Genomic DNA, 25,503 nt, shown 5'->3' with positions numbered 1-25,503 from the left:
TCAAATTCTCGCACGAAGCAGAGCGTGATATGTATCACTGGATCGGCTGTACGAGGGTTTTCATGAGATAAATGTCGCTTATTACCCTGCTTGAGTGAGTTGCACCTCGTCAACATCGCATGACACGCGGCAATCGTGAGATCCGCATATCAACAGGTATTTATCCATCATCTGGCCACCGTCGAACCTCATTATGTGAACCATTTGTGACTTTTTTGCGTCACAGTCTTGATTTATCTGCTCATACTAAGGCTATGCTAAGTCCTGATCCAGGATCCCTGGATATGTCGAACTACTCAACCTTGAGAGAAAGAAGCTGTGCATGGACACGCTTGTACCGGCGCCTCCCCAGCGCCATCGCAGCCCGCGGCCGCAAAGAATGCGAAGGGTTCTGGCCTCCGGGCTGGCCGCCACACTCTTCTCCAGCGGCCTGGTCGGCGTCATGGCGTCGGCGGCCCACGCGGAGACCCAGAGCGTCGAGACTCCTGACGGTGCTGTGCTCATCGCCCCCACCGAGGTGGAGCACGGCGAGGAGATCGTCATCTCCGGAGAGAACTGGTTCGGCCAGGACGGTGAGAGCCCCTCTGTGGGAGCGGTCCTGCTGGACGCCCCTGCTCCCGGTGCGGTGAACACCACTCGGGAGGTCATCAACCCGGTGACCGGCGAGCCGACCGCAGACACCCGGCTGCATGCGATCTTCGAGGCCGAAGACGACGGCAGCTGGGAGGTGAGCATTCCGTTCCCCGATGAGGACAACTCGGACATCGACCCGCAGGACTGGGATGCCGAGACCGAGCACCTGGTGCGCGTCCTCAGCGGCTCGCTGGGCGACAACGACGTCATCCGCAACCCCCACGCCGAGTTCACCGTGGTGGCGGCCGAGGAGGAGGAGCTCACTGCAGTCAGTCCGCAGGAGCCGGCCCGTGAGGGCAACACCGTCACAGTTCCTGAGGTCGAGGGCGTGACCTACAGCCACCAGGGCCAGGTGGAGATCCCGGAGGGCGGGACCCTGGAGATCACCGCAGAGGCTGCCGCGGACTACGTGCTGACTGAGGATGCCGTCACCTCCTGGAGCTTCGACTACGAGGCCGACGATGATGAGGAAGACGATGTCGAGGAGCCGACCCGCGCATACAACGACGGTGCCGAGGTGTGGATTCCCGAACAGTGGGAATATGGCGAGTCACTGGATATCCGCGGCGAGGGCTGGGTGAACTTCGACGGCGACGCCGGCTCGGTGATCGCCGTGCGCCTGGACGGCGACGGCGGCCCGACCCCGGAGGTGACTCCGCATCCGCTGGCCGACGGGCTGGACGGGGTATGGGAGATCATCGAAGCTGACGAGGACGGAAGCTTCGATGTTTCCCTCGACTTCCCGACCCCCTACAACTCTGATCTGGAAGAGCCCTGGCAGACCGGCAGTGAGCACGAGATCATCCTCCTGACCGGCTCGCTGGGCGAGAACGACGTCGCCCGCGGCGGCGCGGCGGGCACCGTGACCATCACCGGTGAGGCCCCGGCGATGATCGAATCGGACCTCGACTACGAGGTCGATCGCCTGGACACCGGCGTGAACAACGGCTACCAGCTGGCCCTCGACGAGGTGAATCGCAGCGTCTACCTAGCTGACACCCAGTGGCGTCAGGAGACCAGAGGCGAGGACGGGGAGATCACCGTTCGCGAGTCCAGCTCGAAACTGGTCGAGTTCGACGTGGACTCCAAGGAGCTGGTCCGCAACCACGATTTCACCGGGCTGACCCTCAATGACGGGTCGGGGACGGAGAGCGATCCCCTCGACTGGTCAGAAGCTGGTGAGGACGTCACCTCACTCTCCACCATCCGGACACACTTCGGGCCCTACGGGGTGGCGGTGGACACCAGCAGCAACTCGGTGATCACCACCACCGCACGTCAGCGCAACGGATACGCGGACTACGGCTACGGCGGCGGCGTCGTGCTCTACTCCGCGGACCAGGGCGAGCCCACTGATGGTGACCGCATCTGGGCCTATGAGGACGATGAACCCGTCTTCGACGGCCCGCGTCGTGTCGCGGTCAACCCGGAGACCAACCGGGCCTATGTGACCAACCTCGGTGATGGGCGCTTCGGAAGCGTCTCCGGGCCCGATGCCCGTCACGGGTACATCACCGTGCTGGACACCACCAAACGTGGCCTTGACGCGGTCGTGGCCCAGGTGGCCATCCCCAAGACGGCCGACCAGACGCCGCTGGGCGTCGTCGGGGTCGACGTGGATGCGGATCACAACAACATCTACGTGGGCACCATGGGCGCTGGCGACGGTTCCCTGTGGGTCATCGACGGCGATGCCGTGGAGGAGTCTGATCCCACCAGCACGAGCAAGACCGAGTCCCAGCAGGCCAACGCCGGTGCTGTGACCGAGCTCGATGCCACCGTGGGCCTCAATGCTCGCCCCACCTACGATCCGGTGGACAAGCGGGTCTACGTCTCAGCGTGGAACGACGAGACGATCACCGTGGTCGACGGTGACCCTGCCTCCTCGAACTACGGAGAGGCCATCGAGGTGATTGAGACCGGCTCCACCAACTCCGTGAGCATCGACGGCGAGCGCGGCCTGCTCTACTCGGCCAACCTCGGAGACCGTGAAGTCGTGGTCTACGACACCGAGGACTTCGAGCCGCAGCTGGTGCTGCCGACCTCCGGCAATGCCATCAACATCGGCATCGACCCGGTCAGCCGGGACCTGTGGGTCTCGAACTTCTCGAACGCCGGCGTCGTGGATGTCTTCTCCATCACCGGTGATGACTTCGATGGTGGCGGCACTGTGGACCCGCCCGCACCGGTGGATCCCGAGGAGCCGGAGCCGACGGATGAGCCGACCGAGCCCGAGCCCACCGAACCGGCACCGAGCCCGAGCCCGTCTGATGATGCCAGCACCCCGCCCTCAGGCGATGACGATGACCCGGCGCCGTCCCCGAGCCCGAGCGACGACGCCACCACCCCGCCCTCCGATGATGACGAGGACCAGGACGGCGATGACGATCAGGTCGGAGACGCCGAGATCACCCTCAGCGTCTCCGAGATCGCCGCAGGCGGAGAGGTTGACTTCGAGGCCAGCGGCTTTGACGCCGAGGATCAGGTCACGGTGACCCTCAACCCCACGCTGGGCACATTCGAGGCTGACGCCGAGGGCAGCGTCTCCGGCACAGTCACCATCCCGGAAGACCAGGAACCCGGAGACTACGAGTTCACCGCCACCGGTGACTCCGGCATCACCGCCAGCACCACGCTGACCGTGGTCGCCGCTGATCCCGGCCCTGCCGAGGAACCGGACGATGACACCAAGCAGCAGCCCGGGGGCCTGGCACAGACCGGTGCCACCATCGGGCTGGTGGGCCTCGGCGCCCTGGTACTGCTGGCCATCGGGTTCGGCGTGCTGGCCATGGTCCGCCGCCGCAGCAGCTTCGAGGCCTGATCCCTCGGAGGAATACTCGGTGTGGTCAGCGGCTCGGCCGCTGACCACACCGGTCACCACTGAACAGCGACCATGCCCACCTCAGGGCTGTCCGGCAAGACGCCGAGCACCCCTGAGGTGGGCATGGTTTGTCGCCTGCTGAGGCTGCCCAGCACCGTTATCTAGCGGGTACCCAGGCCTGGGGCGCCTCCACCACTGCGCGCAGTGCACGCATCGCTGCGCCGGTGGTGGCCGGCGCCAATCCGATCCCCGATTCCCGCACCCGGAACTCCGCCCAGGGAGAGGCCAGCACACGGCGGCTCAGCTGCTCCTCGATCAGCGGGCGCAGTATCTCGGTGAGCGGCCCGAACTCACCCCCGAGCACGATGTCGTGGACGTCCAACACGTTCATCGCACCAGAGAGCGCCACCCCCAGAGCCCATCCGGCACGCGCCACGGCCTCAGAAGGGTCTCCGGCGCCATGGCCAGGGGTCTGCACCCGCTGCATAAGGTCCCCGGCGGTGGCCGCAGGGCCGAGGCCAGCAGCTTTCAGCAGGGCGTGCTTACCGGCGTAGACCTCCAGGCAGCCGCTGGATCCGCAATTGCACTCAGGCCCCGAGGGCTCCACCGGCATATGACCGAGCTCCCCCGCCCAGCCGTGCGGTCCGGCCTCCACCACGCCGTCGATGACCACAGCGGAGCCGATGCCCATCTGTGCAGAGATGTAGAGGAAGGTCTGCTCCTGCCCGTCGGCCTCGGTGAGCTCCTGAGCCACCGCGAGCGCGGCGAGCTTGGCCTCGTTGACCACGGTGACGAAGTGACCGAACGCCGCCCGCCCCACTGAGGCACAGAGCAGCTCCACCACATCGACATCTTTCCAGCCGAGGTTCGGGGCCAGCAGCAGCGAGCGCCCGTCCGAGGCCACCAAACCCGGCAGGGCCAGCACTGTGCCGACCACCCGGGCCCCGGCTGAGACGGCCTGCTCAGCCACCTGCACCGCCAGCTCACCGGCTGCGTGCAGCACCTGCACCGGGTCAGAGTCCCGGTAGTCGGCCTCGACGATCGCTTCGGCCAATACGCTTCCGGTGAGGTCCAGGACCCTGGCACCCATGAAGCCGACGTTGACCTCCACGCCGAGTCCGGCCAGAGTCTTCCGCGCCGGCCTCAGCGGCACCGCCGGCCGGCCGCGGGCGGGCCCGATGACCGGTGAGTCCTCCCGGACGATACCTGCCGCCAGAAGATCGTCGACCAGCCGGGAGACCGTAGACCTGGTCATCCCGGTGCGGACCGAGAGGTCGGCACGGGAGAGCGGTGCGGAGGAGGCGAAGATCTCCTCGGTGATCAGCAACAGATTGGCCTCACGCAGAGTCTCCTGACGGGCCCCGGGCCGCAGAGCTTTCTGGTGCGGTGGGCGGTCAACACGGCGCGGACCCAGGACGTCGCGCCGAGCGTCGTGCGGGCTGTTGTCACTCAGGGGACCGGTGCCGCTGCCGCCGGTGACCAGGCCACGGGTCAGCGATCGCCTCCCCAGGCGCGCCAGTGAACCAGAACCGTTCCACATCACAGACTTGATCTTAGCCCCCACTGCTATTATGTTTCACCTAGAAACAAAATGAGTCGCACATCACCATGGCTGCCTTCGCAGTCTGGTGCGACATATATCCCCGACCTATCTCCATGGAGGAACCCCATGGCCTCGACGCCAGCTGATTACAAGCTCTCCTTCGGCCTCTGGACTGTGGGATGGACCGCCCGCGACCAGTTCGGCGAGGCCTCCCGCCCCGCCTTCGAACCCTGGGAGTACCTGCCCAAGCTCAAGGAGGCAGGCGCCTCCGGTGTGACGTTCCACGACGACGACGTCGCTCCCTTCGGCACCGATGACGCCGAACGGGAGAAGTACTTCGCCACGTTCAAAGAGGTTGCCGACCAGGTCGGCCTGAAGGTGGAGATGATCACCACCAACACCTTCTCCCACCCGGTGTTCAAGGACGGCGGCCTGACCTCCAACGACCGCTCGGTGCGCCGGTTCGGCCTGAGCAAGCTGCTGCGCAATGTGGACCGGGCCGCAGAGTTCGGGGCAGAGACCTTCGTGATGTGGGGCGGGCGCGAAGGCTCCGAGTACGACAACGCCAAGGATCTCAATGCCGCCCACGACCGCTACGCCGAGGGCATCGACACCGTTGCCGGGTACATCAAGGACAAGGGCTACGACCTCAAGGTCGCCCTGGAGCCGAAGCCCAACGAGCCCCGCGGCGACATCCTGCTGCCGACCATCGGCCACGCCCTGGGCATGATCGCGCAGCTGGAGCACGGGGACATCGTGGGCCTGAACCCCGAGACCGGGCACGAACAGATGGCCGGGTTGAACTTCACCCACGGCATCGCCCAGGCCTTGTGGGCCGGCAAGCTCTTCCACATCGACCTCAACGGTCAGCGCTCGATCAAATACGACCAGGACCTGGTCTTCGGCCACGGCGACCTCACCAGCGCGTTCTTCACCATCGATCTGCTGGTCAATGGGTTCCCCAACGGCGGGCCGGCCTATGACGGCTGGCTGCACTTCGACTACAAGCCCTCCCGCACCGACTACGTCCAAGGCATCTGGGATTCGGCCAAGGCCAACACAGAGATGGTGACCCTGCTGGCCGATAAGGCCAAGGCCTACCGTGCTGACCCCGAGGTTCAGGCTGCCTTTGAGGCTTCCGGGATCTTCGAACTGGCTCAGCCCACTCTGGCCCCCGGTGAGTCGCTCAGCGACTTCCTAGCCGACACCTCCGTCTACGAGGAGTTCGACGCCGAGAAGGCCGCTGAGCGTGACTATGGCTTCGTGAAGCTCAACCAGCTGGCCCTCAGGCACCTGATCGGCTGACAGCGCAGGTTCCGTCCGCGGGGAAACCCTGCTCGGTCCCTGAAGCTGCCCGCACACACGCTTCAGGTTTGCCCGGGACCCGGATGTCAGAGAGGGTTCGTCAGGACAGCGCCGGGCGTCAGCGTGACCTGACCCACTAGACTTTTCGCGTGACCCTGCGCCTGCACCCTTAGGAGAATCCGTGGCAACGCTTGTGGCTGGTATCGACTCATCCACCCAGTCCTGCAAGGTGGTGATCCGGGACGCTGAGACCGGCGCTCTGGTCCGCTCCGGCTCCGCCAAGCACCCGGAGGGCACCGAGGTGAACCCTCAGGCGTGGTGGGACGCCTTCCTGGAGGCCGTCGAAGCCGCAGGAGGGTTGAACGACGTCGCCGCCGCAGCAGTGGGCGGCCAGCAGCACGGCATGGTGGCCCTGGACGCACGCGGCCAGGTGATCCGCGATGCACTGCTGTGGAACGACACCCGCTCCGCTGAAGCCGCCGCACAGCTGATCGACGAGTACGGGGGCGAGGTCGCCGGCAAGGCGGCCTGGGCGCGGATGGTCGGCTCAGTGCCAGTACCCTCGCTGACAGTGACCAAGCTGCGCTGGCTGGCCGACGCCGAACCGGAGAATGCCCGGCGGGTGGCCGCCGTCGCCCTTCCCCATGACTGGCTGACCTGGAAGATCTCCGGCTCGAGGAACGTGGCTGATCTGATCACCGACCGCTCCGAGGTCTCCGGCACCGGCTACTACGACACTGTTGCTGGCCAGTACCGCCACGATCTGCTGGCGGCAGCGCTGCGGATCCGCGAGGACCAGGCCCGCCAGATCGTTCTGCCCAGGGTGGCATCGGCCAACCAGGCGGTGGGCACCGGAGACCCAGCCCGAGGCTGGGGCGGCCTGGTCCTGGGCCCCGGCGGCGGGGACAATGCCATGGGCGCACTGGGCATCGGCATGGGCACCGGAGACGTGTCGGTCTCCATCGGCACCTCAGGGGTGGTGGCCGCGACATCCCCGCTGCCGGTGCAGGATCCCACCGGGATGATCACCGGCTTCGCCTCAGCCACCGGGGAGTTCCTGCCGCTGGCGGTGACCCTCAACGGCTCCCGGGTGCTCGACGGCGCCTGCAGGATGCTGGGTGTGGACCACGATCAGCTGGCCGAGCTGGCCCTGGCCGCCGAACCCGGTGCGAACGGCTTGACCATGATCCCCTACCTGGAGGGGGAGCGGACTCCCAACCTCCCTCATGCCACCGGATCCTTCGTGGGGCTCTCGCTGGCCTCGATGAACCCCCACGATGTGGCCCGGGCCGCCGTGGAGGGCCTGCTCTGCCTGTTGGCCGAAGGACTGGAGGCGATGACCGGTATGGGCGTGCCGGTGAACTCGATCCAGCTGATCGGCGGGGCCGCCAAGAACCCGGCGGTGCAGCAGATCGCCCCGGCCATCTTCGAGCGTGAGATCCTGGTGCCCGAGCCCGGCGAATACGTTGCCGACGGCGCGGCCCTTCAGGCGGCGTGGGTGCTCGCCGGATCAGACACTGCCCCGCAGTGGACGGCCTCACGGGTCACCAGCTTCACCGCCGAGCCCACCCGGTTCGTCCGCGAGCGCTACGCCCAGCGTCAGCATCTCTTCACCGAGAGGCCCTGAGCGCTCCTGTCATCTCCGGTCCACACCCACGCTCACCGCGCCCGCGCGATGGGTCCGGTGAGGCGTTCGGCGACAACGGCGACCCCGATAGAATCGGTTGCCTCTGGTAGCTTTCCCCGAACATGGTGTCCTCAGAACGGTGGCCAGGGAATCGCAGGCATCTCCCCATCAGGGGCAGGGAACCGTGCGGTGCTCAGCAGCAGATCGCAGCGCATGGCCAACGCGGTGATCTCCTCGTCGCTGAGCAGCTCAGCAAGGGTGTCGCCGAGTTCGCCGCCCAGGGCGCAGCAGACTCCTTCGACCCCTTCCAGCTCGGAGGCGTGAAGGTCATCGCCGAGCCATCCCCACAGGACGGTGCGCAGCTTGTACTCGGTGTGGAAAGTCAGTCCGTGGTCTACTCCGTGGCGGTGCCCGTCGGGCATCGCCAGCACGTGGCCGCCCTTGCGGTCGGCGTTGTTCACGATGACGTCGAACACTGCCATTCGCCGCAGCGCCGGCGAATCCTCGTGGATCAGCGACACCGGGTTCTCCTGCGCGTCCAGGCCGTCGAAGATATGGCACCATCCCTCAGCAGGCAGGTCTTCGATGCCGACCAGTGCGACAGCTTCCTGGTCCGCGTCACGGTCTCGCCACCGCTGCACCATACCGATCCCGAACGGTCCGTCACTCAGCCAGGTGGGCGGGACCACGTTCCAGCCCAGCGACTCCGAGAGCGCATAGGCGGCCACCTCCCGCCGGGCAAGGGTGCCGTCGGGGAAGTCCCATAAAGGCTGTTCACCGGCCACAGGCTTGTAGACGACCTTGGCCTCACCGATGCGGCCGATGAAGGTCATGTTCGACGCCGACATGATCCGGGCTTCCACCACGAGCTCACCGTTGACGGCATCGTCAGGGCGTGTCAGCGTCACCGGAACTCGTCGGGTGGTTCACAGACGTGGGCGGATGAGTCCATCGGCAGGTGGCAGAGCGGACAGAGGGGACGCCCTGCCTCCACCACCTCGCGGGTTCGCTTGGCGAAGGCACGTGCCGCACCTACCGGAATCCGGACAACCAGGACTTCCTCCGGTTCCGCCCCGGTGTGGGCCGGTTCCTCGGTGTCCGCCTCCTGAACGGGCACTGCCTCGATGACGATCTGTGCGGTCGAGGGGTCCCAGCCCAGGCTCAGCGCCCCGACCCGGAACTGCTCCTGGACCGGTTGTTCCAGCGGCTCGTTGTCGATGAGCCCTTCCGGCGTCTGAGACGGGACGCTGAACGGGTTGCCCTCCTGGGCCATCAGCTCCCCGAGAACCTCGTCGATCCCTTCGGCGAGGGCCGCCGACTGCTGCTTCTCGAGGGCGACACTGAGGATCTCGGTCCTGGCGCGCACCTGGAGATAGAACGTGCGAGACCCGGGAGGGCCTACCGTGCCGACGACGAACCGGTCGGGCCAGTCGAATCCGTGGGTGATGGTGGGCATGTGTCTATTTTAGGAGAGAGCGGCCGGTGGTGGGGCCGTGGGGCCCGCTCCACCACCGATCTGCGCGCTGGTCGTCGTGTCCTTGTTTGCACTCTCGGTCTCCCGGAGCCAGGACAGGTCGCCTGCATCAGTGTTGGTGGACACCACGTGGGGCTGTGCGGCCGTGTAGCGCACGATCGATGCCGAGGCGGGATTGACGTGGATACGCTGGAAAAGGTCCAGATGCATGCCGAACGCATCAGCCAGAACCGCCTTGATGATGTCGCCATGGCTCACCGCCGCCCATACCGCCCCCGGCCCGTGCTGGGACTCGAACACCGCATCGTGTCGACGGATCGCAGCCACCGCCCTGGCCTGCATCGCGGCCAGTGACTCCCCTCCGGGGAAAACGGCGGCCGACGGCTGCCTGAGCACCACCGACCACAAGTCTTCCTTGGACAGATCCGCAAGCCTGCGACCCTGCCACTGGCCGTAGTCACATTCGGTGATTCCGGTATCGACCGACATCGCAGGGGAACCTGCTTGACGATCAAGGATCGCCTGCGATGTCTGCCGGCAGCGTTCCAAAGGACTGGCGACCAGGCCCACCAGCGGCACCACCGCCAGCCGGTCACCGGTATGCGCCGCCTGACTGTGTCCGATCTCATCGAGCGTGACGCCCGCAGCTCGGCCAGCCAGGACGCCGTCGGCGTTGGCGGTGCTGCGGCCGTGCCGTACCAGGATGACAGTAGCCATGCCCACGAGCCTAGACCAGCAGAACGCTTCTGCTAAACGTCCAGCCCGGCTTGACGGGCTAGAACAGCCGCCTGCATACGGGAGGTCAGGTGCAGCTTGGCCAGCAGACTGGAGACATGCGACTTCACCGTGGCCTCGGCCACGAAAAGCTCCTGGGCGATCTGTGAGTTGCCGAGCCCACGCCCCAGGGCCGCCAGCACCTCCTGCTCGCGCGGGGTCAGCTCGCTCAGCTGCTGGTGCTGCGGAGGTTCAGTCTGGCCGCTGCCCTCAGCAGGTTCTGCCCCGGAGGTTTGGGCGAACCTCTGAAGCACCTTCCTGGTCACCTCAGGAGCCACGACGCCGTCGCCGGCCGCTACCCGGTGAATGGCCTGGATGAGATCGCTGGGTTCTGCGGACTTCAGCAGGAACCCCGCCGCGCCGGCCTGCAGCGCACCGAAGACGACCTCGTCGAGGTCGAAGGTGGTCAGCATCAGCACCTCGGTGTCCGTCTCTGCCACGATCCGTCGAGTGGCAGCAATCCCGTCAGTGCCGGGCATACGAGCATCCATCAGCACCACATCGGGGGCCAGCGCCCGCACCTGCTGGACGGCGGCCTGGCCGTCAGCAGCTTCGCCCAGCACCTCAATCCGGTCCGCGGTCTCCAGCAGCAGGCGGAGTCCGGCGCGCACACTGGGGTGGTCATCGGCAAGAAGCACCGTGGTGACCCGCTCGTGTTCTTCAGCACTCATCTTCTCTCACTCCTCTCGGAGACGCTGCCGCTGGGCAGTTCGGCACGGACCATCCACCGGCCTGAGCACTCACCTGCAGTGAGACGGCCCCCGACGCTGTTCACCCGCTCCGCCATGACCGCCAACCCGCTACCCGTGCCAGTCTCCTGAGACAGGGAAGGACCCTTTGGCAGCATTGACCCCACCTGAAGCTCAATCTGTCCGTTCCTGTTCTGCAACCGCACATCGGCGCCACCGATGCCGTGACGGTGCGCGTTGCTCAAAGACTCTTGCAGTATGCGCAGCAGCACCGCTCGCACTGCCGCAGGGAGATCATTCGGCAGCGTGCCGTGCACAGACACCTCCAGCCCTCGTCCCCGCGCCTGCTCGAGCACCTGATCCCAGGTGGTGTCGGTGAGCAGCTCGGCGGCGGCGGCGTCCTCAGGGCCTGTGGCGCGCAGCATCTGGACCATCTGGCGCAGATCCTCCAACGCGGTGAGGCTGGTAGAGCGGATGCTCTTCAACGCTTCACGGTCGCGCTGGGAGTCAGCCTCGGCGTTGAGCACTGCACCCGAGGTCAGGGCGACCGCGGAGACCTGTGCGGAGACCACATCATGGAGTTCGCGGGCCATCCGGCGGCGTTCGGACTCGATGGCGGCCGTTCTGCGCCGCTTGTGCTGGGCAAGGAGCTCAGCATGGCGCTCCTGCTCGAGATTCTTCCGGACCTGATCCTCTACCAGGGCAGGATACCCGCGGCGCACCTCCGCCGACCACCAGCAGGGAACCAGCAGCACTGCAGTGCTGGACAGAAGCACGCTGATCACCGGCAGGCCGGTGTCCACCACGGTCACTGCCAGAGTCACCGCAGCAACCACCCCGATGAGGCTCATATTGACCACTCGGGCCCGGCGCGCCGAAGCCCTGATCCCGTGGCTGTAGATGAGATCGGTCAGGCAGATGAGAAGCCCGATGTTGATGCCGAAGCTGAGGTCCGCCACCACGCAGAGTGCACCCCACACCAGAGCGAGCGTGGGGCGACGGAGTTTGACCAGAAGTGCGCCAGACATGGCTGCCAGCGTGAACACATGCCACCACACCGCAGGCTCCATGCCCACTGTTTCCCACCACGGCAGCTCCGTTGGGCCCGCCCAGCCGGCGACAATGGTCACCAGGGCCAGCGCAAGGTAGCCCACCGAATGCAGATGCGCGCGGTAGTTCTGCTTCACACAGCCATTCGACCACAGTCCCGGCAGCTCCGGCCTCCGCCAAAGGTGGCAGGTGAGCAGCTGACAGGCTCTCGGTTCCATCTTTAGGCCGATGCGCTCACCGGAGAACCGGCGGGATGATCAGGACATGACAGGACTTCATGCGGTCGCAGCGAGCGCAGTCGGCGGTGCGGACGTCGCCGCCGACTGGCTGGATGGCGGACCGGAGGGAACCCTAGCGCTGCTGGGAGTTCTGATGGTATTGGCGCTGATCGACTCCACCAGCTTCGGCACCCTACTGATACCAGTGTGGCTTCTGATGGCACCGGGGCGGCTGCACGCCGGCCGGGTGCTGGTCTACCTGGGTGTGGTGGCCGGAGCCTACGCGGTCATCGGGCTGCTTCTGCTGGCAGGTCTGGCGCTCTTCGGAAACGAGCTGTTCGCCTGGTTCGCACAAGCCCGCGAGTCACAGGCCTTTCTCCTGGGCCAGGCCGCGCTGGCCGCCGGGTTGATCTGGTACAGCTTGCGGCTCGATCCCATGACAAAGGCCGGCAAGGCGAAGAAGCGCAAGCGCGAGGCCGCGCGACGCTCCGCTGACCGGGTGAGCCGGTTCCGCAACCGGGCGGTCGGTGAAGGGGCGCAGGGCGGCGTCGTTCCTCTTCTAGCACTTGCGCTGGCTGCGGTGGGTATGGAGATTGCCACCCTTCTGCCCTATCTGGCAGGCATCGGACTGGTGGCGGCCACCGCCCCGGAGCTGCCAGGCTCGGCATTGATGATTCTGTTCTACTGCGCGGTGATGATCATGCCAGCTGTGGTTCTGCTGGCCGGACGGATCGTTGCCCACCGGCTGGTCGAGGGTCCGCTCTCACGGTTGGAGGGCTTTCTGAGCCGCCATGCCCACGGAACCATCGCCCTGATCCTCTTCCTGCTGGGATTGTTCCTGGGCCTCAACGCCCTGGAGGGACTCTAAGAGGTAGAGTGAGGCTCATGTTCTGCATGCGGATTTAGACCAGCCGACTGACACGCCCTGCGGTCGGCCAACGCTCATCACCGGCACTGGCTTCAGCTCTCACTGCCTTCCCCGCCCATTGCGTCTGGCCGTGTTCACCTCCGATTTCTGAACATGAAAGCAGAACACCCTTGACCTCCCTGCCCTCCCAACGGCGCGCACTGATGGCCTCCAACGGCTCCGGCGCGGTCTCTGCCTCCACCCTCGAGGTCGCCACCGATGTCCTGTTCGTCTCTCTTCTCGGTGCAGCTGCCTATCAGATGGGCATCATCAATGCCCTGGGCTCAGCGGCCTTCCTGCTGCTGGCGGTCCCTATAGGTGTTCTGGTTGACCGCACGCACCCACTGAGAATTCTCCGGCTCTCCCAGGCAGCGCTCATCCTGCTCATCAGCATTCTGCTCGCACTCCAGATCACCGGTGTGCTGACCATCTGGCTGGGCATGGTGGTCGTCACGCTGACCGGGGTCTGCACCACCGCCATCGAGGCCTCTCGTCAGGCGTTGGCCCCTCGGCTTGTCGAATACGGCGAAGCCAGAGCCGCCGGTATCTCCGGGTACGTCTCCCGAATCGCCTCGGTGGACGAGACAGTGCGCATCATCGTCCCAGCCGCCGCGGGCCTGGTGATCACTGCCATGGGGGTACCAGTGCTGATCGGCCTCAGCATCGCATTACTCGGGATCGCCCTGATCGCCCTGAGCCCGGTGGAGCACCGGGGTAGCATGGCGCCAAATACCGAAGCAGCAGAGAACGACGCCGGGACCTCGCCTGCCCAGAAGGGAGGGTTCTGGGGCACACTCACCTCAGGATTCCGGGAGCTGGTCGCCCTTCCCCAGCTGCTGGCGGTCACTCTGCTGGTCGCCGGAACCAATGCCGCCCTGGGGTTCGGCGCTGCGGTGGAGGTGATTTTCCTGCTGGAGGTGTTGAACCTGAGCCCGGCGCTCTTCGGCGCCGCCGTCAGTGCCGGAGCGGTCGGCGGGCTGCTCGGAGCTCTGTGGGGGCCCTGGCTGATGCGCCGCTGGGAGGCTCCCCAGCTGATGGTGGCCGGTACCTGCGGGCAGATTCTGGCGGCGTCGTTCTACGTGCTCGCAGCGTTCTCCCCCTACCCTGCCGCGGTGGGTCTGGTCTTCGCACACAGTGTGCTGTGGGGTTTCGCCGTGGTGGCGGCCAGTGTGGCGACCATGGGGTGGGCGGCCTCGATCATGCCGGAGTCGCACTTCGCGCGGATCTCCACCGCACGGCGGACGCTGACCATGGGTATGGTGCCCATCGCAGGTCTTCTCGGAGGACTCTCCGGCTCCACTCTGGGCATCGTCACCACACTGATGATCTGGCCTGGGATCACGGTCTCCGCACTGCTGGTGTACCTGGCGCTGCGACGGTGATCCGGTGCGCAGGTGGTTTCATCTGAGGCCGAAGCCGGCGCGTTCGAAGACCTGGCGCAGGAAGTGGCGCTTGCGCACCTTGACCGCCTTGGGCCCGACCCGGGAGACCAGCCCTGAGGTCCAGGAGCTGGGTTTGCCGTACTGGGCGAAGTAGTCGGCCAGGATCTGGTCATAGTCGGCGACGTCAGTGGCGGCCGCGGCGTCGTAGGCGTCCCAGTGCAGATAGGCACTCTGGGGGATCCGCGGCTTGATGCCGGCCGGCTCCTGCGGGTCCGGGTGCCCGATCTCCAGGCCGACGAATGGCACCACATGCTCAGGTGTGCCCAGGATCTCGCCGACACACTCGGCATCGTTGCGCAACGAGCCCAGGTAGCAGGTGCCCAATCCCAGCGAACGTGCTGCGATGACGGCGTTCTGGGCGTTGATGCCAATATCACAGGCACCTACCAACACCTCATCCAGGTATTCGGCCCCGGTGTACTCCACCTTGGGCTTCTCCAGCTGGGCCTTCCTCACCGCAGCACGGATCCGGGAGGTATCGATCAGCCAGACCAGCACCACCGGCGCGGTGGAGATGTGGGGGGCTTGATGGGGTCCGCCGACTTCACCCAGCGCTTGCTTCTTCACTGGGTCGCGGACCGCCACCACAGAGACCACCTGCTTATTGGAGCTGGAGGATCCGGACTGCGCGGCCGCTGCGATGGTGCGGATCTGGTTCTCGGTGACCTCGCGGTCCTGCCACTGCCGCACTGAGCGGTGGGAGACGATCGTCTCCAATGTGGTGTTCCACTCCTTTGGGACAAAGCCGGGGTCCGCGCCCCAGCGCGCCTGCAGGTGCTGTTTCGGTGTGGTCGTTTCGCTCATGCCTATCAACCTACCGAGACTGGCCAGTTCGCCGCGCACTCGTTACCGTGTTTGACGCGCTCGGCACAACTCCCTCTGCCCGACTACCGGATCAGCGCCGAAACTGGCGGTAAACACCGATAACCTTCGCATACTGCAGGCTCCATCCCGGCCATGCTCACCTCGCACGCAGCAGGACGCCCGGACTGGTGGGGATGATCCACCACCCGGCCCGGGCGTCGTCGTGATCTCAGAGAATCAGGCGGGAGGCTCCTGACGTCTGGGCCCCGCGCAGATGCGAAGCATCTGTGTGGGCCACGTCAGGAAACTTTCTCCAGGTGGCTGCGGATGAACCACTGGAATAGCTCAAGGTCCTTGACCTGACCGATGAGGATATCCTCGGTGATCGGATCGATCTGACCGGTCTTGGCGAGCACCTCGCGGTGATCCTCGATGACACCGGTGTAGACCTTGTCCAGCTCGCTCAGATGGTCCTCCACACTGGCCTTGAACAGCGGATAGTCCTTCCAGGAACGCTCAGTGACCAGCTCACCGGAAAGTCCCGAAGGTGCTGTGCCCAGGGTAGCGATGCGCTCCGCGACATCATCGGCGAACCCCCGGACTGTCTCGGTCTGCGGGTCCAGCATCTCGTGAACAGCGATGAAGTTCGGGCCCACCACATTCCAGTGCACATGCTTGAGCACCAGGTGCAGATCGTTGAGGGCATGCAGCCTGTCCTGCAGCAGTCCGGCGATCTCCTCGCCGTTGTCCTTGCCGAGGCCGGGAACGGTGTAGTCAGCAGTCTTAGTCATCTCAACACTCCTTCTGCTTGAAATGATGCGCCGGCGCTCTGTCGGCGTCATAGCTAAATCTTAGTTACTCAGAACAAGCCGCGCCAGGAAGATGAGGCTGGCCTTATGCCGCGTCCTGAGCACTGTTGAAGAGTCATGGACTCTTTACTATCGAGCCAAGGTGAGCAGTACCTGAGAGCCTGCTGGACAGCCGCTACTTCGGCTCGATGACCTCCAGGCCGCCGAGGTAGGGGCGCAGCGCCTGCGGCACCCGGACCGAGCCGTCGGCCTGCTGGTGATTTTCCAGGATGGCCACGATCCACCGGGTGGTGGCCAGGGTGCCGTTGAGCATGGCCACCGGCCGGGTGGGGCCCTTGCCGCCATCGGCTCTCACCGTACGCTCACGAATGTTGAGCCGGCGGGCCTGAAAGGTGGTGGTGTCTGAGGTGGAGGTCAGCTCGCGGTAGGTGCCCTGGGTGGGAACCCAGGCCTCGCAGTCGAACTTCCGGGCGGCGGAGAGCCCCAGATCCCCGGCGGCGGTGTCGATCACCCGGTAGGGCAGCTCCATCTTCGCCAGCATCTGCTCCTCCCAGCCAAGCAGCCGCTCGTGCTCGGCCTTGGACTCCTCCGCCGCGCAGTAGACGAACATCTCCAGTTTGTTGAACTGGTGGACCCGGAGGATACCGCGAGTGTCCTTGCCGTGTGAGCCGGCCTCACGCCGGTAGCAGGTGGACCATCCGGCGTACCGGGCAGGACCGTCGGAGAGGTCAAGAATCTCATCTGCGTGGTAACCGGCCAGGGCTACCTCTGAGGTGCCGACGAGGTACATATCGTCGCGCTCGAGGTGGTAGACGTCGTCATGCGCCTCCAAATACCCGGTGCCGGCCATCGCCTCCGGGCGCACCAGAGTAGGAGTGATCATCGGGGTGAAGCCGGCCTCCAGAGCCTGGTCGAGGCCCATCTGCATCATCGCCAGCTCAAGCCTGGCCCCGATGCCGGTGAGGAAGTAGAACCTGGAACCGGAGACCTTGGCCCCGCGCTGCATATCGACCGCTCCGAGCAGCTCGGCCAGTTCCAGGTGGTCCTTGGGCTCGAACCCTTCGGCAGCGAAGTCCCGCACGGCACCCTCTGTACGCAGGATGATGAAGTCATCCTCCCCGCCGGCCGGAACGCCGTCGTGGATGAGGTTGGGGAAGGAGGCCTGAACGGCACGCAGCCGTTCGGCAGCATTATCGGCCTGGGCCTCAGCAGCCTTCACCTCGGCGGCAAGCTGCTTGACCTGCTCAAGCAGCGTCTGCTTCTCCTCGCCCTGGGCCTTGGCGACCTTCTTGCCCTGCGCCTTCTGCTCAGCACGTAGGCTCTCAAACCGGGTGATCGCCGCAGTGCGGGCCTCAGAGGCCTCGATGAGAACATCCACAGCTGATTCCTCGGCCCCACGGTCACGCTGGCTGGCTCGGTATTTCTCAGGGTCAGCGATGAGGTCCTTGATGTCAATCACAGTGCTTAGCCTAGTACGCTCTCACCTCCGCGCGCGCCTCAGCCCCTTGAAGGACGGCGCGCAGCTCGCGGCCGAGAAGCGAGCGGGGTTCACCCGCCGCCGCCATCAACACAGATAAGCTCCTGTACATGACAGAAGAGGGCTACTGGTGGGTGATCGCCGTCGGGCTGGGGCTCGCCGTCGGGCTGCTGGTGGTCATTCTGCGTCTGGGCCGACGGGTGAGGGCGCTGAAGCGGCAGGTCACCGAGCTTGAACAGCGCGCTGAAGTGACCGCCTCGGTTGCCGCGCATCCCAAGCTTCCAGTGGACCGGCTGATCGGCGTGGTGGTCAACGCGAGCAAGGAGAACGCCGACCAGGCCGTCGCGCTGGTCCGTCAGGCCTGCGAGCGTGCCGGCATGCCAGCCCCGCTCATCGAGCCCACCACACCTGAGGATTCTGGTCTGTCGATGACTGATCGCGCAGTGGAGGCCGGGTGCGATGTGGTGATCGCCGCAGGCGGTGACGGCACTCTGCGCGCAGTGGCCGCCCGCCTGGTCGGCACCGAGGTGGCCATGGGCATCGTCCCGCTGGGCACCGGCAACCTCTTCGCCCGCAACATCGGCCTGCCCTACCAAGACCTGGCCGCCTGCGCCTCAGAGGCGATCCACGGCGCACCTCACCCCGTGGACACTCTGGACCTTCGGCTGCAGCGCAGCGGCGGACGCACCGATCAGGAGATCAGCCTGGTCATTGCCGGAGGCGGCCTGGACGCCGAGGTCATGGCTGACACCCGTGAGGTGCTCAAGGCACGGGCAGGCTGGCTGGCCTACGGCGAGGCCGGACTCCGGCATGTGCTGGGCGCCCGCAAGACCGTAGGGGTGAAGCTCGACGACGCCGACCCGGAGACCTTCCGGGTCCGTTCGGTGCTGCTGGCCAACTGCGGCACGCTGCAGGCCGGAATCAGGCTGATCCCGGAGGCCATGTTCGACGACGGGCATATGGACGTTGCCCTCTTCACCCCGCGCCACGCCCTGGACTGGGCGCGGGTGGTGTCCAAAACCGTCCTGCGCTTCTCCGCCGACATTCCAGTGATGAAGGTGCGTCAGGCCCGCGTCGCCAGGCTCACCATGGCCGGGCCGATGCCTTTCCAGATCGACGGCGACGCGGTCGGCGAGGTGGTCAGCGTCTCGGCGCAGGTAGACCCCGGCTCATTGGTGGTCAACGGTGTGTCCCCCAGCGTGCTGGAGCACCCGGAGAGCTAGCGGCTTCAGTCAGTTGCTCATCATCGTCGCCGCCAGCGCCAGCAGCCGCTCCTCGGAGCCGAACCTGCCGATCAGCTGGACCGACCAGCTCAGCCCATCGGAGCTGGTGTGCACTGGAACATTGATCGCCGGCAGGCCCAGGACATTGACCACTGAGCTGTATGGGGTGAACCGGCACTGCTCCACATAGTTCTCCGCCGGCTCCAGGGCTGAGAACCAGCCCAGCTCCGGTGGCGCGCAGGCCAGCATCGGCGTCATCAGCACATCACAGGGACCGAAGAGGTCCTCAGCGTGGTTGGAGAATTCTTGGAGGGCGGCGATGGACGCATCGGTCTGCTGCTGCCGGCGGTGCTGGGACAGCTCCACAAAGTACTGCGTCAGCGGCGTCATCTGCTCCACTTGGGCGTCGGTGAAACCCCGCTCGGCCAACCCTGCGGTCCACAGTGCCTGGAAGTTCTGGTGGTAGTTCCGGGTCCAGAACTGTTCTGCGCCGCCGCGGGAGAAATGTGCGTTCTCCGCGCCCTGTACACGGTGGCCGAGCCCGGTCAGCGCGGAGATCCCCTCCTCCAGTGCCAGCATCGCCTCCTCGGCCAGCACGATCTCCAGGTCGGGGGAGAACGGCGAATCCGTGGTCACCCCCACCTGCAGCGGGGCCAGTCCCCGGTCCAGTGCGCTGTGCACCGCGGACTGGGCGAAACGGCCCTGTTTGGCCATGACGTCGAAGAGCAGGGCCGCATCCTCAGCGCTGGTGGCCATCGGGCCTGAGACGACAAGGTTGCGCACCGAGGCGGAGGCCGCGTCGTCGGGAACCCTGCCCCTGCCCGGCTTCAGCCCCACCAGACCGCAGGCTGCGGCAGGGATACGCACCGAGCCCCCGCCGTCGTTTCCGGGCGCGAAGGGGAGCATCCCGGCCGCCACTGCGGCTGCGCCGCCTCCGCTGGATCCGCCTGCGGTGCGGGTCAGGGCCAAGGGGTTGCGGGCGGGCTCTGCGAGCTGGTTCTCGCTGTAGCAGGGAAGCCCGAACTCCGGCACTTGGGTCTTGCCGATGCTGATGCCTCCGGCCCGGTGTACGGTGCGGGCCAGCGGCGCATCGGCAGCGGGCACTGTGGCCGGCAGGGCCGCCGTGCCCCACGTCAGCGGCAGACCGGCCACCGGCACCAGGTCTTTGAAGGCGGTGGGCAGACCCACCAATGGTGAGGTCTCTGCCAGCAGCTGCGGCGTCGTTCGTTCTCTGAGCATCCTCAGCGTAGCGTCCTGAAGCTCTGCCCGGGCCAGGGCGAACTCGGGGTCCAGGTGGAGGAATGCGCCCAACCCGCTCATGGTGGCCGCTGCGGTGAGCGCTGTGGTGGTCAGCTCCACACAGGAGACCTCCCCGGTGAGGACCGAATACCTCCACTGGGCAGCGGTGGCTGCTCGGAAATCGGCCATCGACAGGTCGGTGGTGCGCCCTGAGCTGGGGCCTGCCGTCTGGGGGATTCTGGGCACACCTGCAACCTGGTCCATAGGACCACTCTATGGAATCAACCCTGCTCACGCAGGCGCGGAGCGGTTTCTTGAGGATAATGTGGAGCCATGGCCGATGTAGAGACAGTTCCTGCGGCGGAGGTGCCCGCCGGCGCCGCCCTGCTTGATGTGCGCGAAGCCTATGAGTTCGAACCCGGCCACGCCCCTGCTGCGGTCCATATTCCGGTGGAGGAGATCCCTACCCGCTTCGAGACGGAGCTGGATCCTGACGAAGATTACTACGTGATCTGCCGCACCGGCGGTCGCAGCGTGCAGATCGCCGGCTGGCTGACCGCACAGGGCTACTCGGCGTTCTTCGTGGCAGGCGGATACGACTCCTGGATCACCGCTGGCAAGCCGTTGGAGTCCAGCAGCGGTGAGGAGCCACGAATCCTGTGAGGTACTCCTATCTGGGTCCCCCGGGGACCTTCACCGAAGCCGCCCTGCTGCAGATGCCCGGGGCGGAAACGGCCCAGCGCCTGCCCACAGGCTCTGTCCTTTCGGCGCTGACCATGGTGGAGGACGACGACGCCGATGCCGCGGTGGTGCCCATCGAGAACTCGGTGGAGGGCGGGGTCACCGCCACCCTCGACGCCGTCTCGGTGGCCCATCATCTGCACATCACCGCCGAAGCCCTGGTGCCGATCACCTTTGTTCTGGTCTCTGCTGAGCCGAGGCCGCTGGAGACCGTGCGCTCGATCGCCACACATTCTCACGGCTGGGCCCAGGTGCGCAGATGGGCTGAGGCGACGGTGCCGCACGCCGAGTTCGTGCCGGCCTCCTCGACTGCGGCTGCCGCCCACGGCCTGCAGCAGGACCCTTCGGTGGCAGATGCGGCGATCTGTGCACCACTGGTGGCCCAGCAGTTGGGGCTGCATGTGCTGGCCTCCGAGATTGAGGACGTCACCGGTGCAGTGACCAGGTTTGTCCGGGCCGCCAAGCCGGGGCCGGTGCCGGAGATGACCGGGGCGGATAAGACCACCGTGATGATTCCCCTGCCGGAGGATCATCCCGGTGGGCTGATGGAGATCCTGGAGCACTTCGCCACCAACGGGGTGAACATGTGCCGAATCGAGTCTCGCCCCACCGGCTTCGGCATGGGTGACTACTACTTCTCGGTGGACCTGGAGGGGCATATCGGCGAGGAACGGATTGCCGATGCACTGGCCGGGGTTCACCGGATCTCGCCGAAGATCCGCTTCCTGGGCTCATACCCCCGGGCCGATGAGAAGCCGCAGCAGGTGGGCCCAGAGGTCTCCGAGGCCGCGTTCTCGGCCGCCCACGCGTGGATCACCGCACTGCGGGGAAACATACGCTAAGGGCAGGCGGCCGAGAAGCAGCTCAGAACTGCCGCGGCATTAGGAGCCGCTCAGTGATGGCAGCCTCACGTCGGAGCTCGGCCTGCTGCCGCCGAATGCGGCGGTGGCGGGCACCCTCTCCCGCCGCAGCGGAAAGGCGCTTCCTGCGAGCGGAGGCCTCAGCCCAAGCGGCCAGGACGGCCGAGACCGCCAGCGCGGCGCGCTGCATGGCACCGTAGTCAGGTGTGGATGTTGATGTAGACACGAGTTTTCCTCAAGCTATAAAAAGGCATAGATGACTAGGGTCAAATTGCCCAAAAACGGGGCATCAATACATGCGCGCGACGTTGCTGGTTTATGACATCAAAGAATTGATGGACGTCAGTCTGCAGCCTTGAAGGACAATGCTGACGAGGGGTCGCGCAGCGAAAAGGGGAGATAAGCTGTCCCGGGAGGACTCTGCCTTACCGGGTGCTTGACACGAAACCGACGCCGAGGGGCATATAGCGCGCTGTTGCGGCACCCCATGACAGCCCTGGCATAAAGTCCGGGTTCTTCATCTCTGAGATTTTCATGGTGCCCCTCCTTTCACAGGCTCGGTTGAACAGTGACAGGTTATAACTTATCACAAGAATTCAGCGAAAGTAAGTCAGAATTATGTGACCTCTGAGAATTCTTGCTGATTGATGGGGATAAGAAGCGTTGCTTGAGGACGCGCAGACACAACGACGCCGGGAGGCTCACCACTGGGCGAGTCTCCCGGCGCCATCAATGTCGGGCCAGCTGTTAGTTGTCCTTCTTCAGGTTCTCAGCAAAGCCCTTGGCCTGCTCCTTGGCGTCGCTGGCCGTGTCCTTGACGGACTCAGCGGCATCCTTCACCTTGCCCTGAAGGTTCTGGGCCTTGCCCTCACCCTCCAGCTCGGAATCTCCGGTGGCCTTGCCGGCGGTTTCCTTGGTGGAGCCGGCCACCTTGTCTTTCGCGGCGTCAAACTTGTCTCCGAGTCCCATGGGATCTCCTTTCGCCGAAGTGGATCTGACAAGGCACGATGCTACCGCGCAGCCTTCTTCCTGTCACCACTGTTCCGGCAAACTCCCAGTGAACACTGGGGCTCCTCCAGGGTCTAGGCAGTTGGTCCTTCGCCACTCCTCCCTCCGGTGAATTCTGAATCACAGCTGGATTACGGTGGGCTGAATCGCCTCACCAAAAACTTCCCCACTGCCTGCATCCGCGCTCTGGCAAGCCCTCGGCGTCGTCGTAATATCCAGCCGAATACCTCAAACATGCCTCCGAAGGTGGGTTTAGGGCGCCTTTCCGGGCTTCTCCGCTTGATTCCTAGGGATGTCTTACTAGTGTGGTCAGTAATGAATGCCGAATATAGCCCTGCCCGAAACGACGAGCTGATCATCCTGCGTGCCCCCACAGTCGCTGACGGTGCCGACCTCTGGCGACTTGCCGACGGCACCGGGGTGCTGGACACCAACACCCCGTACGCCTATCTGCTGTGGGCTCGGGACTTCGCCGCCACCAGCGTGATCGCTGAGGTGGAGGCCGAACCTGCCGGATTCATCTCCGGCTACCTGAAGCCCTCCGACCCGCAGACGCTGTTCATCTGGCAGGTGGCGGTGGATTCAACCTTCAGAGGCCGAGGCCTGGCCAAGAAGATGCTGTTCGAGCTGGTCGGGCGCACGCAGGCCGCGCGCCTGGAAACCACCATCACCGCCGATAACCAAGCATCTATCGCACTGTTCACTGCCCTGGCGCGTGAGCACGGCACCGAGATCCAGAGCCGTCCGCTGTTCACTCAGGACCTCTTCCCCTCGGAGTCCGGTGAGACTCATGCCGATGAGGATCTGTACACCGTCGAACCGCTCAACCGATGATTCAACTCCCCCTGTAGACCCCCAAGAGACTGAGGATAAGAGACGCCACCATGGCCACTGATATTTTTGAGACCCGCGAATCCCAAGTACGCAGCTACTGCATGAACTGGCCGGCTATGTTCGAGAAGGCCGAAGGCAGCTACCAGTTCACCGAGGACGGCTCCCGCTACCTCGACTTCTTCGCCGGGGCCGGCGCGCTGAACTACGGACACAATCATCCACAGCTGCGCGACCTGGTGGTCGACTATGTGTCCAACTCCGGGGTCACCCACTCGATGGACATGAAGACCCCGGCCAAGCGCCGCTTCCTGGAAACCTTCGAACGCATCATTCTGGAACCACGGAACCTGGACTACAAGGTCATGTTCCCCGGACCGACAGGTACTAACACTGTGGAGGCTGCGCTCAAGCTGGCTCGCAAGGTCACCGGCCGCCAGCACATTCTCTCCTTCACCAATGCCTTCCACGGCATGACCCTGGGCGCCCTGTCGGTCACCGGAAACTCCATGAAGCGCAAGGGTGCCGGCATCCCGCTGACCAACTCCTCCAAGATTCCCTACGACGACTACTTCGACGGCGACATTCCGGACTTCATCTGGCTGGAGAAGGTCCTGGAGGACTCTGGCTCCGGAGTAGACAAGCCAGCGGCCGTGATCGTGGAGACGGTTCAAGGTGAAGGCGGGCTCAACGCTGCTCGCATGGAATGGCTGAAGGCGCTGGCCGATCTGCTGCGGCGGCACAAGATTCTGCTGATCGTCGACGACGTACAGGCCGGCTGCGGCCGCACCGGCACCTTCTTCAGCTTCGAGGAGGCAGGCATCGTCCCGGACATCGTCTGCGTGTCGAAGTCGATATCCGGCTACGGCCTGGCCATGGCCCTGACCCTGTTCAAGCCCGAACTGGACGTCTGGGAGCCGGGGGAGCACAACGGCACCTTCCGCGGCAACAACCTGGCATTCGTCACCGCAGCACGCGCTCTGGAGCTGTTCTGGACCGATGATGCGTTCCAGAAGGAGCTTGCCGGAAAGATCGAGGAGCTGCACACCGGGATGGCGAAGATCGCCGAGCACGTCAAGGGTGCTACGGTGCGCGGCCGCGGTTTCCTCTCCGGCATCTGGTTCCCCGAGCCAGACACTGCCGGCAAAGTCGCCGCTGAGGCCTATAAGCGCAACATGCTGGTGGAGACCTCTGGCCCGAAGGACGAAGTGGTCAAGCTCATGCCGCCGCTGACCATCGACTCTGAGGACCTGCAGAAGGGCATGCACATCTTGGAGGACTGCGTGCTGGCCGCCACCGGCCAGATGAGCGAGCCTTCCCGGATTCGTCCTCCGCACTGAGCGGCCGCCCTCCCACCACCCCTTCCGAACCATCCTTTTACTGCACCCTCAGCGGCGCCTGCCAACACTTTTGCCTGCTGCCACCGCGGGTTCCGGTTGGCAGTGGAGAATCGGGTTGGCAGCAGCTGAGCGCCACGGCCGTGTCCTGAGAAACCACGCTGTCACTGAACTCGTGGCAGGATTAAGCCCTGGTATTCCCAATCGTCGGTTTTCCGACCCACAACCAAGGAGCACGGATGTACACCCTGCACATCGACGACCTCAACGGCACAGACCGCGACATCCACCACGGCAACTGGCGCTCCCGCCGCATGGTCCTGGCCAAGGAGAAAGTTGGCTTCTCACTGCATGAGACCAACATCAAGGCCGGCACGGTCAGTGAGTTCTGGTACGCCAACCATGTGGAGGCGGTCTACACCGTGGCAGGAAAGGGCACTCTGACCAATCTCGAGACCGGCGAGAAGCATGAGGTCACCGACGGCTTCCTCTACCTGCTGGACGGATATGAGAAGCACCGCTTGGAGATCGAGGAAGAGACCCGCATGGTCTGCGTGTTCAACCCTCCGGTCACCGGCAAGGAAGTCCACGATGAAAATGGCGTCTACCCGCTGATCATCGAGGACTGAGCTGGTCCCGCGGGCAGGGAAACCCCGCCACGCTCTCGGCCGCATCACCGCGGCCATCACAC

The 25,503-nt window shown here is 65.3% G+C and carries 23 protein-coding genes; 11 read left to right on the top strand and 12 right to left on the bottom strand.

The features are described 5' to 3' along the window. The first annotated feature begins 322 nt into the window (after nt 1-322). Nucleotides 323-3,454: a YncE family protein gene (locus tag DVO78_RS07210; RefSeq protein WP_157983909.1), complete on the top strand. Its 3,132-nt coding sequence runs from the start codon at nt 323-325 to the stop codon at nt 3,452-3,454. A 157-nt stretch (nt 3,455-3,611) separates the two neighbouring features. Here the strand turns inward: DVO78_RS07210 and DVO78_RS07205 are convergent, their stop codons facing one another. Further along, nucleotides 3,612-4,994: an ROK family transcriptional regulator gene (locus DVO78_RS07205; protein ID WP_120004144.1), complete on the bottom strand. Its 1,383-nt coding sequence runs from the start codon at nt 4,992-4,994 to the stop codon at nt 3,612-3,614. Nucleotides 4,995-5,123: 129 nt separating this feature from the next. Here DVO78_RS07205 and xylA point away from each other — a divergent pair, with 129 nt between their 5' ends. Together xylA and xylB are read left to right on the top strand one after the other, a co-directional pair. Beyond that, complete coding sequence (xylA, locus tag DVO78_RS07200; RefSeq protein WP_120004143.1) at nt 5,124-6,302, top strand: xylose isomerase; 1,179 nt, start codon at nt 5,124-5,126, stop codon at nt 6,300-6,302. Nucleotides 6,303-6,483: 181 nt separating this feature from the next. Continuing rightward, the gene (gene xylB / locus DVO78_RS07195) at nt 6,484-7,929 is read left to right on the top strand and encodes a xylulokinase (protein WP_120004142.1); all 1,446 of its coding nucleotides are present in this window, start codon (nt 6,484-6,486) and stop codon (nt 7,927-7,929) included. A 131-nt stretch (nt 7,930-8,060) separates the two neighbouring features. Here xylB and DVO78_RS07190 read toward each other — a convergent pair whose 3' ends face one another. From DVO78_RS07190 to DVO78_RS07170, 5 genes are read right to left on the bottom strand one after another with little or no spacing between them, the layout of a single operon-like run. Next, nucleotides 8,061-8,777 (bottom strand): SCO1664 family protein, encoded by a 717-nt coding sequence (locus DVO78_RS07190; protein ID WP_120004184.1) that lies wholly within the window; start codon nt 8,775-8,777, stop codon nt 8,061-8,063. 56 nt (nt 8,778-8,833) lie between these two features. After that, entirely contained in the window at nt 8,834-9,385 is a 552-nt protein-coding gene (locus tag DVO78_RS07185) for a DUF3090 domain-containing protein (RefSeq protein WP_120004141.1), read from the bottom strand. Nucleotides 9,386-9,394: 9 nt separating this feature from the next. Beyond that, entirely contained in the window at nt 9,395-10,120 is a 726-nt protein-coding gene (locus DVO78_RS07180) for an MSMEG_4193 family putative phosphomutase (protein ID WP_120004140.1), read from the bottom strand. A 32-nt stretch (nt 10,121-10,152) separates the two neighbouring features. Then, on the bottom strand, nt 10,153-10,848 hold the full coding sequence (locus DVO78_RS07175) for a response regulator (protein ID WP_120004139.1): 696 nt from the start codon (nt 10,846-10,848) through the stop codon (nt 10,153-10,155). After that, entirely contained in the window at nt 10,845-12,053 is a 1,209-nt protein-coding gene (locus DVO78_RS07170; RefSeq protein ID WP_157983907.1) for a sensor histidine kinase, read from the bottom strand. Before DVO78_RS07170 ends, DVO78_RS07175 begins: the two co-directional genes overlap by 4 nt. A gap of 127 nt (nt 12,054-12,180) precedes the next feature. On the opposite strand from DVO78_RS07170, the gene DVO78_RS07165 reads away from it, so the two are divergent. Continuing rightward, complete coding sequence (locus DVO78_RS07165) at nt 12,181-13,002, top strand: GAP family protein (RefSeq protein WP_120004183.1); 822 nt, start codon at nt 12,181-12,183, stop codon at nt 13,000-13,002. 170 nt (nt 13,003-13,172) lie between these two features. Next, the gene (locus DVO78_RS07160; protein ID WP_157983906.1) at nt 13,173-14,423 is read left to right on the top strand and encodes an MFS transporter; all 1,251 of its coding nucleotides are present in this window, start codon (nt 13,173-13,175) and stop codon (nt 14,421-14,423) included. A gap of 18 nt (nt 14,424-14,441) precedes the next feature. On the opposite strand, the gene DVO78_RS07155 is transcribed toward DVO78_RS07160, so the two are convergent. The 3 genes from DVO78_RS07155 to serS all read right to left on the bottom strand — a co-directional run bounded on the left by DVO78_RS07155 (nt 14,442) and on the right by serS (nt 17,555). Then, the gene (locus tag DVO78_RS07155) at nt 14,442-15,287 is read right to left on the bottom strand and encodes a nitroreductase family protein (RefSeq protein ID WP_120004136.1); all 846 of its coding nucleotides are present in this window, start codon (nt 15,285-15,287) and stop codon (nt 14,442-14,444) included. 299 nt (nt 15,288-15,586) lie between these two features. Continuing rightward, a complete protein-coding gene (locus tag DVO78_RS07150; protein ID WP_120004135.1) occupies nt 15,587-16,078 on the bottom strand; it encodes a Dps family protein in 492 nt (163 codons plus the stop codon). A 193-nt stretch (nt 16,079-16,271) separates the two neighbouring features. Next, nucleotides 16,272-17,555 (bottom strand): serine--tRNA ligase, encoded by a 1,284-nt coding sequence (serS, locus tag DVO78_RS07145; RefSeq protein WP_120004134.1) that lies wholly within the window; start codon nt 17,553-17,555, stop codon nt 16,272-16,274. 128 nt (nt 17,556-17,683) lie between these two features. Between serS and DVO78_RS07140 the strand changes: the two genes are divergently transcribed. After that, nucleotides 17,684-18,796 (top strand): diacylglycerol kinase family protein, encoded by a 1,113-nt coding sequence (locus DVO78_RS07140; protein WP_120004133.1) that lies wholly within the window; start codon nt 17,684-17,686, stop codon nt 18,794-18,796. Nucleotides 18,797-18,805: 9 nt separating this feature from the next. On the opposite strand, the gene DVO78_RS07135 is transcribed toward DVO78_RS07140, so the two are convergent. Then, nucleotides 18,806-20,299 carry an amidase gene (locus DVO78_RS07135; RefSeq protein WP_238385186.1) on the bottom strand — a complete coding sequence of 498 codons (1,494 nt, stop codon included), beginning with the start codon at nt 20,297-20,299 and terminating at the stop codon, nt 18,806-18,808. Nucleotides 20,300-20,368: 69 nt separating this feature from the next. Between DVO78_RS07135 and DVO78_RS07130 the strand changes: the two genes are divergently transcribed. Continuing rightward, nucleotides 20,369-20,698 (top strand): rhodanese-like domain-containing protein, encoded by a 330-nt coding sequence (locus DVO78_RS07130; RefSeq protein WP_120004132.1) that lies wholly within the window; start codon nt 20,369-20,371, stop codon nt 20,696-20,698. A 53-nt stretch (nt 20,699-20,751) separates the two neighbouring features. Then, a complete protein-coding gene (pheA, locus tag DVO78_RS07125) occupies nt 20,752-21,618 on the top strand; it encodes a prephenate dehydratase (RefSeq protein ID WP_420799075.1) in 867 nt (288 codons plus the stop codon). Between the two features lie 22 nt (nt 21,619-21,640). Here the strand turns inward: pheA and DVO78_RS07120 are convergent, their stop codons facing one another. Both DVO78_RS07120 and DVO78_RS07115 read right to left on the bottom strand, forming a co-directional pair. Then, nucleotides 21,641-21,862 carry a hypothetical protein gene (locus DVO78_RS07120; protein ID WP_157983905.1) on the bottom strand — a complete coding sequence of 74 codons (222 nt, stop codon included), beginning with the start codon at nt 21,860-21,862 and terminating at the stop codon, nt 21,641-21,643. Nucleotides 21,863-22,383: 521 nt separating this feature from the next. Next, nucleotides 22,384-22,605 carry a CsbD family protein gene (locus DVO78_RS07115; RefSeq protein ID WP_120004129.1) on the bottom strand — a complete coding sequence of 74 codons (222 nt, stop codon included), beginning with the start codon at nt 22,603-22,605 and terminating at the stop codon, nt 22,384-22,386. A gap of 354 nt (nt 22,606-22,959) precedes the next feature. On the opposite strand from DVO78_RS07115, the gene ectA reads away from it, so the two are divergent. From ectA to DVO78_RS07100, 3 genes are all read left to right on the top strand, one after another. After that, on the top strand, nt 22,960-23,478 hold the full coding sequence (gene ectA, locus DVO78_RS07110) for a diaminobutyrate acetyltransferase (RefSeq protein WP_120004128.1): 519 nt from the start codon (nt 22,960-22,962) through the stop codon (nt 23,476-23,478). 50 nt (nt 23,479-23,528) lie between these two features. Continuing rightward, a complete protein-coding gene (gene ectB, locus DVO78_RS07105) occupies nt 23,529-24,815 on the top strand; it encodes a diaminobutyrate--2-oxoglutarate transaminase (protein ID WP_120004127.1) in 1,287 nt (428 codons plus the stop codon). A 236-nt stretch (nt 24,816-25,051) separates the two neighbouring features. Beyond that, nucleotides 25,052-25,441 carry an ectoine synthase gene (locus tag DVO78_RS07100; protein WP_120004126.1) on the top strand — a complete coding sequence of 130 codons (390 nt, stop codon included), beginning with the start codon at nt 25,052-25,054 and terminating at the stop codon, nt 25,439-25,441. Nucleotides 25,442-25,503: the final 62 nt, after the last annotated feature.

The sequence above is a fragment of the Nesterenkonia muleiensis genome (assembly GCF_003600155.1).
GTDB classification, from domain to species: Bacteria; Actinomycetota; Actinomycetes; order Actinomycetales; family Micrococcaceae; genus Nesterenkonia; species Nesterenkonia muleiensis.
This window is presented reverse-complemented; position numbering and strand designations above follow the sequence as displayed.

What these genes read in the sequence shown, in the direction of transcription:
- DVO78_RS07210 (WP_157983909.1), top strand. Translation starts at nt 323, where the DNA reads ATGGACACGCTTGTACCGGCGCCTCCCCAGCGCCATCGCAGCCCGCGG.
- DVO78_RS07205 (WP_120004144.1), bottom strand. Translation starts at nt 4,994, where the DNA reads ATGTGGAACGGTTCTGGTTCACTGGCGCGCCTGGGGAGGCGATCGCTG.
- xylA (WP_120004143.1), top strand. Translation starts at nt 5,124, where the DNA reads ATGGCCTCGACGCCAGCTGATTACAAGCTCTCCTTCGGCCTCTGGACT.
- DVO78_RS07190 (WP_120004184.1), bottom strand. Translation starts at nt 8,777, where the DNA reads ATGTCGGCGTCGAACATGACCTTCATCGGCCGCATCGGTGAGGCCAAG.
- DVO78_RS07185 (WP_120004141.1), bottom strand. Translation starts at nt 9,385, where the DNA reads ATGCCCACCATCACCCACGGATTCGACTGGCCCGACCGGTTCGTCGTC.
- DVO78_RS07180 (WP_120004140.1), bottom strand. Translation starts at nt 10,120, where the DNA reads ATGGCTACTGTCATCCTGGTACGGCACGGCCGCAGCACCGCCAACGCC.
- DVO78_RS07175 (WP_120004139.1), bottom strand. Translation starts at nt 10,848, where the DNA reads ATGAGTGCTGAAGAACACGAGCGGGTCACCACGGTGCTTCTTGCCGAT.
- DVO78_RS07165 (WP_120004183.1), top strand. Translation starts at nt 12,181, where the DNA reads ATGACAGGACTTCATGCGGTCGCAGCGAGCGCAGTCGGCGGTGCGGAC.
- DVO78_RS07155 (WP_120004136.1), bottom strand. Translation starts at nt 15,287, where the DNA reads ATGAGCGAAACGACCACACCGAAACAGCACCTGCAGGCGCGCTGGGGC.
- DVO78_RS07150 (WP_120004135.1), bottom strand. Translation starts at nt 16,078, where the DNA reads ATGACTAAGACTGCTGACTACACCGTTCCCGGCCTCGGCAAGGACAAC.
- DVO78_RS07140 (WP_120004133.1), top strand. Translation starts at nt 17,684, where the DNA reads ATGACAGAAGAGGGCTACTGGTGGGTGATCGCCGTCGGGCTGGGGCTC.
- DVO78_RS07135 (WP_238385186.1), bottom strand. Translation starts at nt 20,299, where the DNA reads ATGGACCAGGTTGCAGGTGTGCCCAGAATCCCCCAGACGGCAGGCCCC.
- DVO78_RS07130 (WP_120004132.1), top strand. Translation starts at nt 20,369, where the DNA reads ATGGCCGATGTAGAGACAGTTCCTGCGGCGGAGGTGCCCGCCGGCGCC.
- pheA (WP_420799075.1), top strand. Translation starts at nt 20,752, where the DNA reads ATGCCCGGGGCGGAAACGGCCCAGCGCCTGCCCACAGGCTCTGTCCTT.
- DVO78_RS07115 (WP_120004129.1), bottom strand. Translation starts at nt 22,605, where the DNA reads ATGGGACTCGGAGACAAGTTTGACGCCGCGAAAGACAAGGTGGCCGGC.
- ectA (WP_120004128.1), top strand. Translation starts at nt 22,960, where the DNA reads ATGAATGCCGAATATAGCCCTGCCCGAAACGACGAGCTGATCATCCTG.
- ectB (WP_120004127.1), top strand. Translation starts at nt 23,529, where the DNA reads ATGGCCACTGATATTTTTGAGACCCGCGAATCCCAAGTACGCAGCTAC.
- DVO78_RS07100 (WP_120004126.1), top strand. Translation starts at nt 25,052, where the DNA reads ATGTACACCCTGCACATCGACGACCTCAACGGCACAGACCGCGACATC.